This window comes from Cereibacter johrii (assembly GCF_001720585.1).
Classification (GTDB): Bacteria; Pseudomonadota; Alphaproteobacteria; order Rhodobacterales; family Rhodobacteraceae; genus Cereibacter_A; species Cereibacter_A johrii.
In genome coordinates this window covers 22,156-37,559 of the sequence record NZ_MABH01000113.1, presented here as the reverse complement: position 1 = coordinate 37,559, position 15,404 = coordinate 22,156, and the positions used below count along the sequence as shown (strand labels likewise).

The following is a 15,404-nucleotide window of genomic DNA, read 5'->3' as shown; positions in this document are numbered from 1 at the left end:
ACGAGGAGCGCCGTCAGCCCGCCGATCGCGGCAAGCCAGGGCCAGCGCGGCCGCCCTCCTTCGCCCGTGCCGCGGTAGAGTGCGGCGGCGCGGACGCTCTCGGCGCGGGCGAGCGGCCAGAGCGTGAAGATGAAGGCGGTGAGGATGCCGTAGAAGGCGGCCTCGAGCAGGGGTGCGGGATAGATCCCGAAGGTCACCGGGAAGGGCAGGGAGGCCTCGATGAACGGCGCGGCCGCGAGCGGCAGAAGGACGCCCAGCAGAAGCCCCGCCGCCACGCCGAGCGCGGTCAGCGCGCCGATCTGGAAGAGATAGGCCAGAAAGATCGTGCGCCCCTCGGCCCCGAGCGTGCGCAGCGTGGCGATGGTGGCGACCTTCCCCTCGAGATAGGCCCGCACCGCCGCAGAGATCCCCACGCCGCCCACGGCGAGGCCCGCAAGCCCCACGAGGACGAGGAAGGAGCCCGTCCGGTCCACGAACCGCTCGACGCCCGGGCTTGCGCGGCGGCTGTCCGACCAGCGCATCCCCTTGTCGCGGAAGGCGGCCTCTGCCTCGGCCTGGGCCTGGGCGAGATCGGTGCCCGCGGGCAGGTCGAGCCGGTATTCCGTCTCGTAGAGCGTGCCGGGCTCGAGCAGGCCCGAGGAGGTCAGGGCCGAACTGTGCACCAGCGTGCGCGGCCCGAAGGAGAAGCCGCCGGTGATGCTGTCGGGCTCGCGCACGAGGACCGCGCCCAGCCGGAAGTTGCGGGTGCCGAGCCGGAAGCTCTCGCCCACCGAGAGGCCGAGCCGGTCGGCCAGCACCCGATCCATCACGGCGCCGGGCAGGCCACGGTCGGCCAGAGCCTCCTCGAGCGGGAAGGGCGGGTCGAGCTCCACCTCGCCCTCGAGCGGATAGAGGTCGTCCACACCCTTCACCTGCGTGAGCGCCCGGTCCTCGCCCACCACGGCCATGGAGCGGAACTCGACCACCTCCGAGACGCGCTCGGCCCGGGCCTCCATCCAGGCCTTCTCCTCGGGCGTGGCGAAGCGGTAGGTGAATTCCATCTGCGCATCGCCGCCGAGCAGCACCGCGCCCTGCTCGGTCAGCCCGGCCTCGATGGCCGCCCGCACGAGGCCCACTGCCGCAATGGCCGCGACCCCGAGCGTGAGGCAGGCCAGAAACACACGGAAGCCGCGGAGGCCCCCGCGCAGCTCGCGCCGCGCAATCCGTGCCGCGTTTCTCATGCCGCCTTGCGCTCCTCGCCCGCGATGCGCCCGTCGGCGAGCCGCACCACCCGGTCGCAGCGCGCCGCAAGTTCAGGCGCGTGGGTCACGAGCACCAGCGTCGCCCCGTGCCGGTCGCGCAGCCCGAACAGGAGATCCATGATCGCGGCCCCGTTCACCCCGTCGAGATTGCCGGTCGGCTCATCGGCCAGAAGGATCGCGGGCCGGGGGGCCGCCGCCCGCGCCAGGGCCACCCGCTGCTGCTCTCCCCCCGACATCTGCGAGGGATAATGGTCGATCCGGGGCCCGAGCCCCACGGCGCGCAACTCGGCCTCGGCGCGGGCGAAGGCATCGGGCGCGCCCGCAAGTTCCAGCGGGATCGCGACATTTTCAAGCGCCGTCATCGTGGGGATGAGGTGGAAAGACTGGAAGACGACGCCCATATTCCCCCGGCGGAACCGCGCGAGCTGGTCTTCGTCCATCGCCGTCAGGTCCTGGCCCAGTGCCGTGACCGTGCCGTCGGTGGCGCGTTCCAGCCCGCCCATCAGCATCAGGAGCGACGACTTGCCCGATCCCGAAGGCCCCACGAGCCCCAGCGTCTCGCCGCGCCGCACGTCCAGACTGATCCCCTTCAGGATCTCGACCGGGCCTGCGTTTCCCGCCAACGTCAGCCGCGCGTCCCTCAGCGCCAGGATCGTCTCGCTCATGCACCTTGTCCCTCTCAGCTTCAGACCCCGATATGGCGCGCTCGGCGCGATGCGCAACATGGCGCTGGTCCTCGTCTTCTCGGCCATGCCTGCCGCCGCGGCCGAGGAGGTCACGGTGCTCGCGCTCGGCGACAGCCTGACGGCGGGCTACGGCCTGCCCGAGGGCGAGGGGTTCGTGCCGCAAATGCAGCAATGGCTGCGGGACCATGGCGAGAGCGTCTCGCTGGTGAATGCCGGCGTCTCGGGCGACACGACGGCGGGGGGCCGCGCGCGGCTCGACTGGAGCCTGACGCCCGAGGTCGATGCCATGATCGTGACCCTCGGCGGCAATGACATGCTGCGCGGCCTCGATCCGGCGCTGACGCGCGGGAACCTCGAGGCGATCCTGAAGACGGCCGAGGAGCGCGACCTGCCGGTGCTTCTCGTCGGGCTCGAGGCGCCGGGCAACTACGGCCCCGACTTCAAGCGGTCGTTCGATGCGATCTATCCCGATCTGGCCCGAAGCTACGGCGCGGATCTGGAACCGAATTTCTTCGCCGTCCTCACCGCAAGGCTGGACGAGCCCGACGCGCGGCAACGCTACATGCAGCCCGACGGCATCCATCCGAGCGCCGAGGGCGTGGCCGTGATCGTCGAGGAGATGGGGCCGCGCGTGCAGGCGCTGGTCGAGCGCGCCCGGCAGTAGCCTTCGTCGCGCGCCGGGCCGCGGCCTCTTGTGCTGGTGCCCGGCGCCCTGACGCCGCGGGCCTTGCGCCCCTGTCAGGAGCCGCGGGAGGCCGGTTTCTCCGCTTGCGGCCCATGCCGATTGCAAGTCCCAGCCGATTCCGGTTAAGACCCGCCCTCATCGAAAGGGGGCGCGCCCATGTCCGAAGCCCGCAAGCTCTTCATCAAGACCTACGGCTGTCAGATGAATGTCTATGACAGCGAGCGCATGGCCGAGGCGCTCGGCGCCAAGGGCTATGTGCTGACCGAGGTCGCCGAAGAGGCCGACATGGTGCTCCTGAACACCTGCCACATCCGCGAGAAGGCGGCGGAGAAGGTCTATTCGGATCTGGGCCGGCTCCGGCCGCTGAAGACCGCCAAGCCCGACCTGAAGATCGGCGTGGCGGGCTGCGTGGCGCAGGCCGAGGGCGAGGAGATCCTCAAGCGGATGCCGCTCGTCGATCTGGTGGTGGGTCCGCAGAGCTATCACCGCCTGCCCGACATGCTGGAGCGCACGGAAGGGGGCGCGCGCGTTGTGGACACGGACTTTCCCGAAGAGGACAAGTTCGACCATCTGCCCGAGCGCAAGGCCACCCGCGGCCCGGCGGCCTTCCTGACCGTGCAGGAGGGCTGCGACAAGTTCTGCGCCTTCTGCGTCGTGCCCTACACCCGCGGCGCCGAGGTGAGCCGGCCCTTCGCGCGGCTGATGGCCGAGGCCCGCGGGCTGGTCGAGAAGGGCGTCCGCGAGATCACGCTCCTCGGGCAGAACGTGAATGCCTGGTCCAATGACGGCCGCGGTCTCGGCGGGCTCATCCGCGAGCTGGCCCGCATCGACGGGCTCGAGCGGCTACGCTACACGACCTCGCATCCCAACGACATGGCCGACGATCTGATCGAGGCCCACGGGGCCGAGCCCAAGCTCATGCCCTATCTGCATCTGCCGGTGCAGTCGGGGTCGGACCGGATCCTGAAGGCCATGAACCGCAAGCACACGGCCGAGCATTATCTGCGGCTGGTCGAGCGGATCCGGGCCGCGCGCCCCGACATCCTGCTGACCTCGGACTTCATCGTGGGCTTCCCCGGCGAGACCGAGGCCGATTTCGAGGCGACGCTCGATCTGATCCGGGCGGTGGGCTTCGGCTCGGCTTTCTCGTTCAAATATTCCGCGCGCCCCGGCACGCCCGCCGCCGAGAAGCCGGAACTGCCGGCCGAGGTCTGCGACGCGCGGCTCCAGCGGCTGCAGGCGCTGGTGACCGAGCAGCAGCGGGCGGCGCAGGTGGCGATGGTCGGGCGCGAGGTGGGCGTGCTCTACGAGAAGGCCGGGCGGCTGCCCGGGCAGATGGTCGGCAAGTCCGACCATCTCCACGCGGTCCATGTCGAGGACCCGGCGGGGCGGGTGGGCGATCTCGTGCGCGTGCGCATCACCGCGAGCGCGCCCAACTCCCTCGCCGGAGAGCGTCTGGGCGCCTGATCCCGGCATCGGTCGGAGAGGGGCGCGGCGTCATCCGCGACCGCGCTCTTCTCTTGCGTCCTTTCCGTGCAGCGTCACAAGAAATTGTGGTTTCGTCACCTATTTTCTTGCCTTGGGGAGATTGCGACCCCACTCTTGGTACATGGCCCTCCAGCACAAGGAGTTGTCTTTGGGCATCAGCGCGCTGACCCCCCCGACCCGTTCCGAGGATGTCGTGGAAACGCTTCTCGAATTCCCTGACAATCGTCTCCTGATCGATCTCTGCGGCGAATACGACCGCAACCTCGCGCAGATCGAACATCAGATGGGCGTGCATATCCTGCGCCGGGGCAACCGGCTTGCGGTGATCGGCGACAGGGAGGCCCGGGATCAGGCGTCATCGGTGCTCCGAGGCCTCTATTCCCGGCTCGAGGCCGGCCGCGGCCTTGTCGCGGGCGACATCGACGGGGCGATCCGGCTGGGCCGTCCGGTGCTCGACGCGGCCCAGGGCGAGCAGATCGAACTTTTCACGCCGGGAAAATACGAGATCCGCACCCGGAAGAAGCCGGTCGAGCCGCGCACCGAGGCCCAGAAGGCCTATGTCGCCAATCTCTTCGATCACGAGCTGGCCTTCGGCATCGGCCCGGCGGGCACCGGCAAGACCTATCTTGCCGTCGCCGTAGGCGTGACCATGCTGATCGGCGGCGTGGTCGACCGGATCATCCTCTCGCGTCCCGCGGTCGAGGCGGGCGAGCGGCTGGGGTTCCTGCCCGGCGACATGAAGGAGAAGATCGATCCCTACATGCAGCCGCTCTACGACGCGCTGAACGACTTCCTGCCGCAGAAGCAGCTCATGAAGCTGATGGAGGAGAAGCGGATCGAGATCGCGCCCCTGGCCTTCATGCGCGGCCGCACCCTCTCGAACGCCTTCGTCGTGCTCGACGAGGCGCAGAACGCGACCACCATGCAGATGAAGATGTTCCTCACCCGCCTGGGCGAGGGCAGCCGCATGGTCGTCACCGGCGACCGGACGCAGATCGACCTGCCGCGGGGCACCGCCTCGGGCCTCGCCGATGCCGAACGGGTGCTGAAGTCGGTGCGGGGGGTCTCGTTCAACTACTTCACGGCGAAGGATGTGGTGCGCCACCCGCTTGTGGCCCGCATCATCGAGGCGTATGAGGCCGAAGATGGAGCCTCTGGTTGAGACAGTGATCGAAGACGGGCGCTGGGAGGAGCTTGACCTCCCCGCGCTCGCGACCCGTGCGGCCGAGGCCACCCTCGCGGCGCTGGACATTCCGGCCGAGGGGTTCACCCTCGTCGTCATGGGCTGCGACGATGCGCGCATCGCCGAGCTGAACGGCACCTTCCGCCAGAAGGGCAAGCCCACGAACGTGCTCTCCTGGCCGTCCGAAGAGCGCGCCTCCGAAGAGCCGGGCGTGGCGCCCGAGCCGCCCGAACCGGGCGACCCCGAGGATCCCGAGTCGCTCGGCGACATCGCCATCGCCTTCGAGACCTGCCAGCGCGAGGCGGCCGAGCAGGGCAAGCCCGTGGCGGATCATGTCACCCATCTCCTGGTGCATGGGATGCTGCATCTTCTCGGCTACGACCACGTCGAGGAGGCGGACGGCGACCTGATGGAGGCGACCGAGACAAGGATACTTGCGGGGCTGGGGGTGCCCGACCCATATTGATCCGGCGCCGGATCGGGCGCGGCCATTCGGAAAGGACAGATGGACAGTAGCAGCGACGGGTCTATGGCAGCGCAGAGCGCGCCCGACCAGACGGAAGACGACCAGGCGGAGCCTGGACCGAGAGGCCTTTTCGGCCGCCTTTTCAGCGCCTTCTCGCCCGCCGAGGCCGGCGGCGGCGGCCTGTCCCCGCAGGACCGGGCCTTCGCCATCGCGCAGAGCAGCCTGACCCTTCCCGGCATTGCCAACCTGCGCCGCCTTCGGGTGGACGATGTGGCGATTCCCAAGGTCGAGATCGTGGCCGTGCCGGTGGACATCGGCAAGGAGGATCTGGTGGCGGTGTTCCGCGAGCACGGATTCTCGCGCCTGCCGGTCTACCGCGAGACGCTCGACCAGCCGCTGGGCCTCGTGCTCCTCAAGGATCTGGCCCTTCAGCACGGGTTCGACGGCAACGGCAGCTTCGATCTGAAGACGCTGCTGCGCCCCCTTCTCTATGCGCCGCCCTCGATGCCGATCGGCGTCCTGCTGCAGAAGATGCAGCGCGAGCGGGTGCATATGGCGCTCGTCATCGACGAATATGGCGGGGTCGACGGGCTCGTCACCATCGAGGACCTGATCGAGACCGTGATCGGCGAGATCGAGGACGAGCATGACGAGGTCGAGGGCCCGCTCTGGACGCTCGAAAAGCCCGGCGTCTACATGGCCCAGTCGCGCACGCCGCTCGACGAGTTCGAGGCCGAGATCGGCCTGCGCCTGCGCCGCGAGGAGGAGGACGAGGAGATCGACACCCTGGGCGGGCTCGTCTTCCTGCGCACGGGGCGCGTGCCCGTCCGCGGCGAGATCGTCCCGCACGAGAGCGGCGCCGAATTCGAGGTGATCGACGCCGACGCGCGCAAGATCAAGCGGCTGCGCGTCCGCCTGCCGGGCGCCGTCACCGCCTCGGTGGGCACGCGCGCGCTGCCGGCCGAACAGCCCCTTCATTCTGGCTGAAATATCCTCGGGGGGTGCGGGGGGCAGACAGCCCCCCGTGGCCCGACCTGTCCCGGCGCGCAGGTAGCTCTGCCGCGGCCCGGCCGCGTTCACGGCCTCTCGACCGGGCAGCCCTTGACGGCGCAGGGCCGCCGGGGCACCCACGGGCGGTGTCACCGGAGCCGCCATGATCGCCCTTGTCCGAACCCGCCCCCTTGCCCTGCGCCTCGTCCTTGCCGTCGGCGCGGGTGTGGCTCTCGCCGCAGGGCAGGCGCCCTTCGGCCTCTGGTGGCTGGCCCTGCCCGCCCTCGCCGCCCTGACCGGGATCGTGGCGGGCGCCGCGACCCGCAGGCAGGCCGCGCTCCTCGCGCTCTTCGGCGGCGCGGGTCACTTCGCTGCGGCCCTCAGCTGGATCGTCGAGCCCTTCCTCATCGATGCCGAAACCTACGGCTGGATGGCGCCCTTCGCCCTGGTGCTGATCGCCTTCGGCCTCGCGCTCTTCTGGGCTCTGGCGGGCTGGCTCGCCCATCTCGGCGCCGGCTGGCGGCGGCCCATCGCCTTCGCCACGGCGCTCGGCGCGGCAGAACTGGCCCGCGGCTATGTGCTCACGGGATTTCCCTGGGCGCTCATCGGCCACATCTGGGTCGGCGCCTGGCCCGCGCAGGTGGCCAGCCTCATCGGTCCCTCGGGCCTCACGCTCCTCACCACGCTGGCCGCGGCCCTGCCCATCGCGGCACGGGGGCGGGGCCTCGGCCTTTCGGCCGCGCTGCTCGCGGCCATGGCGGGCTTCGGCCTCTGGCGTCTGTCGCTGCCCGAGCCGCCGCCTGCGGGCCCCGTGCTGCGGATCGTGCAGCCCAACGCCGAACAGCGCATGAAATGGGACCCCGATCTGGCCGCCACCCATTTCTCGCGCCTCCTCACCCTGACGTCCGACGGCCCGCGGCCGGATCTCGTGATCTGGCCCGAGACCTCCGTGCCCTATCTCCTCGACCGCGCCCCGGGCCTTCTGCCCGAAATCGCTGCCGCCGGGCGGGGCGCTCCGGTCATCGCAGGCATCCAGCGCGGCGAGGGCTGGCGCTTCTGGAACAGCCTCGTGGTCGTGGGGCCCGCGGGCGGGATCGCGGGCCTCTACGACAAGCATCATCTGGCGCCCTTCGGCGAATATGTCCCGATGGGCGATCTGATGTTCCAGCTCTTCGGCCTGCGCGCCTTCGCGGCGCAGGAGGGGTTCGGCTATTCGGCAGGCCCCGGGCCGCAGGTGCTGGATCTCGGCTCGGGCCTCGGCAAGGTTCTTCCGCTCATCTGCTACGAGGCGGTCTTTCCGCAGGACTTGCGCACCGCCGAGCGGCCCGACTGGATCCTCCAGATCACCAACGACGCCTGGTTCGGCACCTTCAACGGTCCCTACCAGCATCTGGCCCAGACCCGGCTGCGCGCGATCGAGCTCGGCCTGCCTCTGGTCCGGTCGGCCAATACCGGCATCTCGGCGCTGATCGATGCGCGGGGCCGCGTCCTGAGCGACCTGCCGCTCGGAGAGGCGGGCTACAAAGATGTCGCACTGCCGGGGGCCCTTTCGGCTACCCCCTTCTCCCGCTTGGGAGAATTGCCGGTCCTCGGGGCCCTGCTCGCCCTTGCGGGGCTTCTGGCGGCACCGCGCAGGCCTCGGCGCGCTTGACCCGCCTCCCCTCAGGGGTGTAGCGCGGAAGGCAACCGTCACAACGGCTTCCTGGCGTGACGGGGTTAACCCCAACGGAGCACTTCTCATGTCCCGCATGAACTACGTCTTCACTTCCGAGTCCGTCTCGGAAGGTCACCCCGACAAGCTGTGCGATCGCGTGTCGGATGCCGTCCTCGATGCCTTCCTGGCCGAGGAGCCCACCGCCCGGGTCGCCTGCGAAACCTTCGCCACGACGGGTCGCGTCGTTGTCGGAGGCGAAGTCGGTCTCTCCGATCCCCAGAAGCTGGACGAGTTCATGGAGCGCGTGGACGGCATCGTCCGCGATTGCGTGAAGGACATCGGCTACGAGCAGCAGGAGTTCCACTGGCGCACGATCGAGGTGCAGAACTTCCTGCACCGCCAGTCGGCCCATATCGCGCAAGGCGTCGACAAGGACGGCGCGGGCGACCAGGGCATCATGTTCGGCTATGCCTGCCGCGAGACGCCCGAGCTGATGCCGGCGCCGATCCAGTATTCGCATGCGATCCTGCGCCGGCTGGCCGAGGTGCGCAAATCGGGCCAGGAGCCCGACCTGCGCCCCGACGCCAAGTCGCAGCTCTCGCTGCGCTACGAGAACGGCAAGCCCGTCGAGGTGCGCTCGATCGTGCTCTCGACCCAGCACGCCCATGAGGAGCAGACCTCCGACGATATCCGCGCCATCGTCGAGCCCTATATCCGCGAGGTCCTGCCCGAGGGCTGGATCACCGAGGCCACCGAATGGTGGGTGAACCCGACCGGGACCTTCGTCATCGGCGGGCCGGACGGCGACGCGGGCCTGACCGGCCGCAAGATCATCGTGGACACCTACGGCGGGGCCGCGCCCCACGGCGGCGGCGCCTTCTCGGGCAAGGATCCGACCAAGGTCGACCGCTCAGCCGCCTATGCCGCGCGCTACCTCGCCAAGAACGTGGTGGCCGCGGGCCTCGCCGAGCGCTGCACGCTTCAGGTCTCCTATGCCATCGGCGTGGCGAAGCCGCTCTCGATCTATGTCGACACCCACGGCACGGGCCAGGTGGATGCGGCGCAGATCGAGAAGGCCGTGGCGGAGTGCATGGATCTCACGCCTCGCGGCATCCGCGAGCACCTGAACCTCTGCCGGCCGATCTATGCCCGCACCTCGGCCTACGGCCACTTCGGCCGGGCGCCGGAAGCGGACGGCGGCTTCTCGTGGGAACGGACCGACCTGACCGACGCCCTGCTGAAGGCCGTCTGAGGAACCGGCGGCAAGTCCGTTCCGAAAAAGGATGGATTGCCTCTGACAGCAAAATGAAGCCCCGGCGGATCGCCGGGGCTTCTGTCGTTCTGAAACTCTTGCTGAAAAGGCGCTTAGTGAAATCCGGTTCAGCCCCCGAGGCTGTCCATCACGCTGTAGGCTCCGGCGACGCTGCCGAGTTGCCCGATGCGGCCGCTCTCGCGGGCATAGGCATCGACCGCGGCCGAGGTGCCGGGCCCCCAGGCACCGTCGATGGAGCCCGAATAGTAGCCGTAGCGCGCGAGCGAGATCTGGACCTCGCGCCGCATCTGGGGCGAGAGCTCGCGGAAGGCCTGGGCTGCCGGCGTGGAATGGACGCTCGGCGCCACATAGCGGGGCTGGTAGGTGACCTGACGCGGGGCGGTGGTGGCATAGGTCGCCCGCGGCTGGACGTAATATTGCGGCTGGGCGGGCGGGGCCGCATAGCGCGGCCGCTGCTGGCCGAAGGGCCACTGGCCGTTGGCGCGCATGTTCTGCATCACCACGCCCGCGACGGCCGCGGTGGCGGCGCCGGCGATGAAGGCCTTGTCCTTCTTGCCGAGCGCATGGGCGGGCGCCGCGGCGGCGGGCACCAGCGAGAGGGCGGCCAGCGCGGCGATGGCGGTCTTGCGAAGGTCAATGGTCATCTTTGTCTCCGTTGTTCGCGCCCCGGTCGTCAGGGGCGGTGGTATCTGCTGCTCCGGAACATGGGCCGAAGGGGCGTGTCAGGCAAAAACCCGGGGCTGCTATCGGATAACAGCGCCCCCGAACCTCCCTCAAGTCACTGAAATGTAAGGAAACGGAAAGCCGCTCATCCCCCGGTTCCCGGGGCGGCAAAATCTTGCGCGGGGGGCGGTTGACCTGTGGCGCGGGGGCGTTTAGGGGCTGGCGGAGGCTGCAGAAGGTGCCGAAATGAGTGACGACGACGCCCCCGAATCCCCGCGCGGCGAGGCGGACGGCCCCGCTTGGCGCAACTTCTATGGCCGGCGGTCGGGCAAGACGCTGCGCCCCTCGCAGAAGGTCTATCTCTCCGAGGATCTGGGCCGGCTGCGGCCCGAGGGCATCACGCGCGAGGAGAACCCGGAGCGTCGCCCGCTCGATCTCGGCGCGCTCTTCGGCGGCCGCCCGGTCTGGCTCGAGATCGGCTTCGGCGGCGGCGAGCACATGGTCCATATGGCCGCGCGCAATCCCGGGATCGGCCTGATCGGCTGCGAGCCCTTCGTGAACGGGGTGGCGATGCTGCTTGGCAAGATCCGGGCGGCGGGGGTGGAGAATCTCCTCGTGCACCCCGGCGATGTGCGCGATCTTTTCGACGTGCTGCCGGAGGCGTCCGTCTCGAAGGCCTTCCTCAACTATCCCGATCCCTGGCCGAAGAAGCGCCACCACCGGCGCCGGTTCGTCACGCAGGGCTATCTCGCCCCCCTGGCCCGCGTGCTTGCGCCGGGCGCCACTTTCCGCATTGCGACCGACATCCCCGATTATGTGCGCCAGAGTCTCGAGGAAGTGCCGCAGGCCGGGTTCGATCTCGTGGCACAGAGCGGTGAGGCGTGGGAGGACTGGCTCTCGACCCGCTACGAGCAGAAGGCGCTGCGCGAGGGGCGTGTGCCGCACTACCTGACCTTCCGGCGGCAGGGGTGAGCCTGCGGCGGATAGCGCTTCCATTTCAGTAAGGTAAGTGGCGTTCCTCGTGTGACGCATGAGCATCGCGGGATCGGCCCCCGGCGCTCTCGCCGTCCGCATCGAGGCCCGGCGCCTCGTCCTTGCGGCTGTCGCGCGATGAGCGCGGGCGGGTTTGACGCTGGACCGGGCCCGGCGCATTGGGTAAGGCTCGCGCCGTCAATCTGGAGGAAGATCATGTCCGGACACGGGCCCGCGCAACCGATGACCGCTCGCCGCTCGGGGCCGCTGAAGGGGCGCGCCGAGATCCCCGGCGACAAGTCGATCAGCCACCGCGCGCTGATCCTTGGCGCCATGGCAGTGGGCGAGACGCAGATCACGGGCCTCCTCGAGGGGCAGGACGTACTCGACACGGCGAAGGCCATGCGTGCCTTCGGCGCCGAGGTGATCCAGCACGGGCCGGGCGCCTGGTCGGTGCATGGGGTGGGCGTGGGGGGCTTTGCCGAGCCCGCCGAGGTGATCGACTGCGGCAATTCCGGCACCGGCGTGCGGCTGGTGATGGGGGCGATGGCCACCTCGCCCCTGACCGCGACCTTCACCGGCGATGGGTCGCTCCGCAAGCGGCCGATGGGGCGGGTGACGGATCCGCTGGCGCTGTTCGGCACGCGCGCCTACGGGCGCAAGGGCGGGCGGCTGCCGATGACCCTCGTGGGCGCGGCCGATCCGGTGCCGGTGCGCTATACGGTGCCGATGCCCTCGGCGCAGGTGAAATCGGCGGTCCTGCTGGCCGGGCTGAACGCGCCCGGGCAGACGGTCGTGATCGAGCGCGAGGCCACGCGCGACCATTCCGAGCGGATGCTGCGCGGCTTCGGGGCCGAGCTTACCGTCGAGACGGGGGCCGAAGGGCAGATCATCACCCTGACCGGGCAGCCCGAGCTGCGGCCGCAGACGGTGGCGGTTCCGCGCGATCCGTCCTCGGCGGCCTTTCCGGTCTGCGCGGCGCTGATCGTCGAGGGATCCGACATCCTCGTGCCGGGGGTGAGCCGGAACCCGACGCGGGACGGGCTTTACGTGACGCTGCTGGAGATGGGCGCGGACATCGCCTTCGAGAACGAGCGCGAGGAGGGCGGCGAGCCGGTGGCCGACCTGCGCGTCCGGGCCTCGGCCCTGACGGGCGTGGAGGTGCCGCCCGAGCGCGCGCCCTCGATGATCGACGAATATCCGATCCTGTCGGTGGTGGCGGCCTTTGCCGAGGGCTCCACGGTCATGCGCGGCGTGAAGGAACTGCGCGTGAAGGAGAGCGACCGGATCGACGCGATGGCGCGCGGGCTCGAGGCCTGCGGCGTGCGCCTCGAGGAGGACGAGGATACGCTGATCGTCCATGGCATGGGCCGGGTGCCCGGCGGGGCCACCTGCGCCACCCATCTGGACCACCGGATCGCCATGAGCTTCCTCGTGCTCGGCATGGCGGCGGAGGCGCCGGTGACCGTCGACGACGGCTCGCCCATCGCGACCTCCTTCCCTGCCTTCACCGATCTGATGGCGGGTCTCGGCGCGGATCTGGCGGCGGGTTGAGCAGGCGGCGGCGGGGGCTTCGCGCCCCCGCACCCCCGCGGGATATTTGGACCAGAATGAAAGGCCGGGGAATGCGCTTCACGGTGGCGATCGACGGGCCGGCGGCGGCCGGCAAGGGCACGATCTCGCGGGCGGTCGCGGCGCATTTCCGGTTTGCGCATCTGGATACGGGGCTGCTCTATCGCGCGGTGGGGGCGAAGGTGGCCGAAGGCGCCGATCCGGTGGCGGCGGCCGAGGGGCTCGATCTTTCCGATCTCGCGCGGGGCGATCTGCGCTCGGCCGAGGCGGGGCAGGCCGCGAGCCGGGTGGCGGCGCTGCCCGAGGTTCGGGCGGCCCTCGTGGCCTTCCAGCGGAGCTTCGCGCGGCGCGAGGGCGGCGCGGTGCTCGACGGGCGGGACATCGGCACCGTGATCTGCCCGGAGGCGGAGGTGAAGCTCTTCGTGACGGCCTCGGACGCGGAGCGTGCGCGGCGGCGCTGGCTCGAACTGGCGGCAAGGGGCGGTGCGCAGAGCGAGGCCGAGATCCTGGCCGATCTGCGCGAGCGCGACCGGCGCGACCGCGAGCGGGAGGCCGCGCCGCTCCGGCCTGCCCCCGATGCGCTCTTGCTCGACACGACGGAACTGACTATAGACGCCGCAGTGAACAAGGCGATCGAAGCCATCGAACTGAGGCAGGCGCAGGGTCGGGAGTAATCCTCGGCCCTCGTTGCCGTGAGGCGGCCCTGTTCGCTGCGATGCGAAAAGACCGGCGGAGCCAACCGCCAGGCCCGTGAAATGACGTGAAAAGGATAACTGACTGCATGTGCGCTAAAGCAACCATGGAAGAATTCGAGGCCCTCCTGAACGAGAGCCTCCAGATCGACACCCCTCAGGAGGGGTCGGTCGTGAAGGGCAAGGTCATCGCCGTCGAGGCGGGCCAGGCCATCATCGACGTCGGCTACAAGATGGAAGGCCGCGTCGACCTGAAGGAATTCGCCGACATGTCGGGCTCGGTCGACATTTCGGTCGGGGATGAGGTCGAGGTCTATCTCGACCGGGTCGAGAATGCCCGTGGCGAGGCCGTCATCAGCCGTGACAAGGCCAAGCGCGAGGAAGCCTGGGACCGTCTCGAGAAGGCCTATGCCAACGAGACCCGCGTCGAAGGCGCGATCTTCGGCCGCGTCAAGGGCGGCTTCACCGTCGATCTCGGCGGCGCCGTGGCCTTCCTGCCCGGCAGCCAGGTCGACGTCCGTCCGGTGCGCGATGCCGGCCCGCTGATGGGCATGAAGCAGCCGTTCCAGATCCTGAAGATGGACCGTCGCCGCGGCAACATCGTCGTGTCGCGCCGCGCGATCCTCGAAGAGAGCCGCGCCGAACAGCGCGCCGAGGTCATCTCGAACCTCTTCGAAGGCCAGACCGTTGACGGCGTGGTCAAGAACATCACCGAATACGGTGCGTTCGTCGACCTCGGCGGCGTGGACGGCCTGCTGCACGTCACCGACATGGCGTGGCGCCGCGTGAACCACCCGTCCGAGATCCTGTCGATCGGCGAGACCGTGAAGGTCCAGGTCATCAAGATCAACAAGGAAACCCACCGCATCAGCCTGGGCATGAAGCAGCTCCAGTCGGATCCGTGGGATGCGGTGGAAAAAGCCTATCCGATCGGCTCGGTCCACAAGGGCCGCGTGACCAACATCACCGACTACGGCGCGTTCGTCGAACTGGAAGCCGGTGTCGAGGGTCTGGTCCATGTCTCGGAAATGAGCTGGACCAAGAAGAACGTGCACCCCGGCAAGATCGTCTCGACCTCGCAGGAAGTGGACGTCATGGTGCTGGAAATCGACAGCGCCAAGCGCCGCGTGTCGCTCGGTCTCAAGCAGACCATGCGCAACCCGTGGGAAGTCTTTGCCGAAACCCACCCGGTCGGCACGCCGATCGAGGGCGAGGTCAAGAACATCACCGAATTCGGTCTGTTCGTGGGTCTCGAGCACGATATCGACGGCATGGTGCACCTCTCGGATCTCAGCTGGGATCAGCGCGGCGAGGAAGCCATCCAGAACTACCGCAAGGGCGACGTCGTGAAGGCGGTGGTGACCGAGGTCGACACCGACAAGGAGCGGATCTCGCTCTCGATCAAGGCGCTCGGCGACGACACCTTCTCGGAAGCCATCGAAGGCGTGAAGCGCGGCTCGGTCATCACCGTGACCGTGACGGCGATCGAGGATGGCGGCATCGAGGTCGAATACAACTCGATGAAGTCGTTCATCCGCCGTTCGGACCTGTCGCGCGACCGTGCCGACCAGCGCCCGGAGCGGTTCCAGGTGGGCGACAAGGTGGATGTCCGCGTGACCAACGTGGATGCCAAGACCCGTCGCCTCGGCCTGTCGATCAAGGCCCGCGAGATCGCCGAAGAGAAGGAAGCCGTCGAACAGTACGGTTCGTCCGATTCGGGCGCCTCGCTGGGCGACATCCTCGGTGCGGCGCTGCGCAACAGCGATCGCGGCTGAGGTCGCCTCAGGGACGATCGGAGGGCCCCGCGGCTGCGCGGGGCCCTTCGCATTTCTCCGCCCA

The 15,404-nt window shown here is 69.4% G+C and carries 14 protein-coding genes and 1 riboswitch; of the genes, 11 read left to right on the top strand and 3 right to left on the bottom strand.

The genetic code is table 11. The annotated features are described in order from the left end of the window. Nucleotides 1–1,220: ABC transporter permease (locus A9O63_RS08700; RefSeq protein WP_141703059.1), on the bottom strand; the 1,220-nt coding region annotated here is incomplete at its 3' end. Then, nucleotides 1,217–1,906, bottom strand: coding sequence for an ABC transporter ATP-binding protein (locus tag A9O63_RS08695; RefSeq protein ID WP_069331575.1), 690 nt, complete (start codon nt 1,904–1,906; stop codon nt 1,217–1,219). The genes A9O63_RS08695 and A9O63_RS08700, both read right to left, overlap by 4 nt. On the opposite strand from A9O63_RS08695, the gene A9O63_RS08690 reads away from it, so the two are divergent. From A9O63_RS08690 to metK, 7 genes are all read left to right on the top strand, one after another. Continuing rightward, the gene (locus tag A9O63_RS08690; RefSeq protein ID WP_069331574.1) at nt 1,905–2,591 is read left to right on the top strand and encodes an arylesterase; all 687 of its coding nucleotides are present in this window, start codon (nt 1,905–1,907) and stop codon (nt 2,589–2,591) included. The genes A9O63_RS08695 and A9O63_RS08690 overlap by 2 nt on opposite strands. A gap of 177 nt (nt 2,592–2,768) precedes the next feature. Then, nucleotides 2,769–4,079 (top strand): tRNA (N6-isopentenyl adenosine(37)-C2)-methylthiotransferase MiaB, encoded by a 1,311-nt coding sequence (gene miaB, locus A9O63_RS08685; protein ID WP_069331573.1) that lies wholly within the window; start codon nt 2,769–2,771, stop codon nt 4,077–4,079. 142 nt (nt 4,080–4,221) lie between these two features. After that, entirely contained in the window at nt 4,222–5,262 is a 1,041-nt protein-coding gene (locus A9O63_RS08680) for a PhoH family protein (protein ID WP_011339444.1), read from the top strand. After that, complete coding sequence (gene ybeY / locus A9O63_RS08675) at nt 5,246–5,749, top strand: rRNA maturation RNase YbeY (RefSeq protein WP_069331572.1); 504 nt, start codon at nt 5,246–5,248, stop codon at nt 5,747–5,749. The genes A9O63_RS08680 and ybeY overlap by 17 nt, the downstream gene beginning before the upstream one ends. A gap of 39 nt (nt 5,750–5,788) precedes the next feature. Then, on the top strand, nt 5,789–6,736 hold the full coding sequence (locus A9O63_RS08670; RefSeq protein ID WP_069331571.1) for a transporter associated domain-containing protein: 948 nt from the start codon (nt 5,789–5,791) through the stop codon (nt 6,734–6,736). 166 nt (nt 6,737–6,902) lie between these two features. Beyond that, nucleotides 6,903–8,390, top strand: a complete 1,488-nt coding sequence (gene lnt, locus A9O63_RS08665; protein ID WP_069331570.1) for an apolipoprotein N-acyltransferase — start codon at nt 6,903–6,905, stop codon at nt 8,388–8,390. Nucleotides 8,391–8,422: 32 nt separating this feature from the next. Next, a riboswitch (SAM-SAH riboswitch) is annotated at nt 8,423–8,472 on the top strand. 6 nt (nt 8,473–8,478) lie between these two features. After that, complete coding sequence (gene metK / locus A9O63_RS08660; protein ID WP_069331569.1) at nt 8,479–9,645, top strand: methionine adenosyltransferase; 1,167 nt, start codon at nt 8,479–8,481, stop codon at nt 9,643–9,645. 128 nt (nt 9,646–9,773) lie between these two features. Here metK and A9O63_RS08655 read toward each other — a convergent pair whose 3' ends face one another. Then, entirely contained in the window at nt 9,774–10,310 is a 537-nt protein-coding gene (locus tag A9O63_RS08655; RefSeq protein ID WP_069331568.1) for a peptidoglycan-binding protein, read from the bottom strand. Nucleotides 10,311–10,575: 265 nt separating this feature from the next. On the opposite strand from A9O63_RS08655, the gene trmB reads away from it, so the two are divergent. The 4 genes from trmB (at nt 10,576) to rpsA (ending at nt 15,340) form a co-directional block, all read left to right on the top strand. Beyond that, nucleotides 10,576–11,301 carry a tRNA (guanine(46)-N(7))-methyltransferase TrmB gene (gene trmB, locus A9O63_RS08650; RefSeq protein WP_069331567.1) on the top strand — a complete coding sequence of 242 codons (726 nt, stop codon included), beginning with the start codon at nt 10,576–10,578 and terminating at the stop codon, nt 11,299–11,301. Between the two features lie 216 nt (nt 11,302–11,517). Then, nucleotides 11,518–12,855: a 3-phosphoshikimate 1-carboxyvinyltransferase gene (gene aroA / locus A9O63_RS08645; RefSeq protein ID WP_069331566.1), complete on the top strand. Its 1,338-nt coding sequence runs from the start codon at nt 11,518–11,520 to the stop codon at nt 12,853–12,855. A 71-nt stretch (nt 12,856–12,926) separates the two neighbouring features. Continuing rightward, a complete protein-coding gene (locus A9O63_RS08640; protein ID WP_069331565.1) occupies nt 12,927–13,547 on the top strand; it encodes a (d)CMP kinase in 621 nt (206 codons plus the stop codon). A 107-nt stretch (nt 13,548–13,654) separates the two neighbouring features. Beyond that, nucleotides 13,655–15,340 carry a 30S ribosomal protein S1 gene (gene rpsA, locus A9O63_RS08635; RefSeq protein ID WP_009564251.1) on the top strand — a complete coding sequence of 562 codons (1,686 nt, stop codon included), beginning with the start codon at nt 13,655–13,657 and terminating at the stop codon, nt 15,338–15,340. Nucleotides 15,341–15,404: the final 64 nt, after the last annotated feature.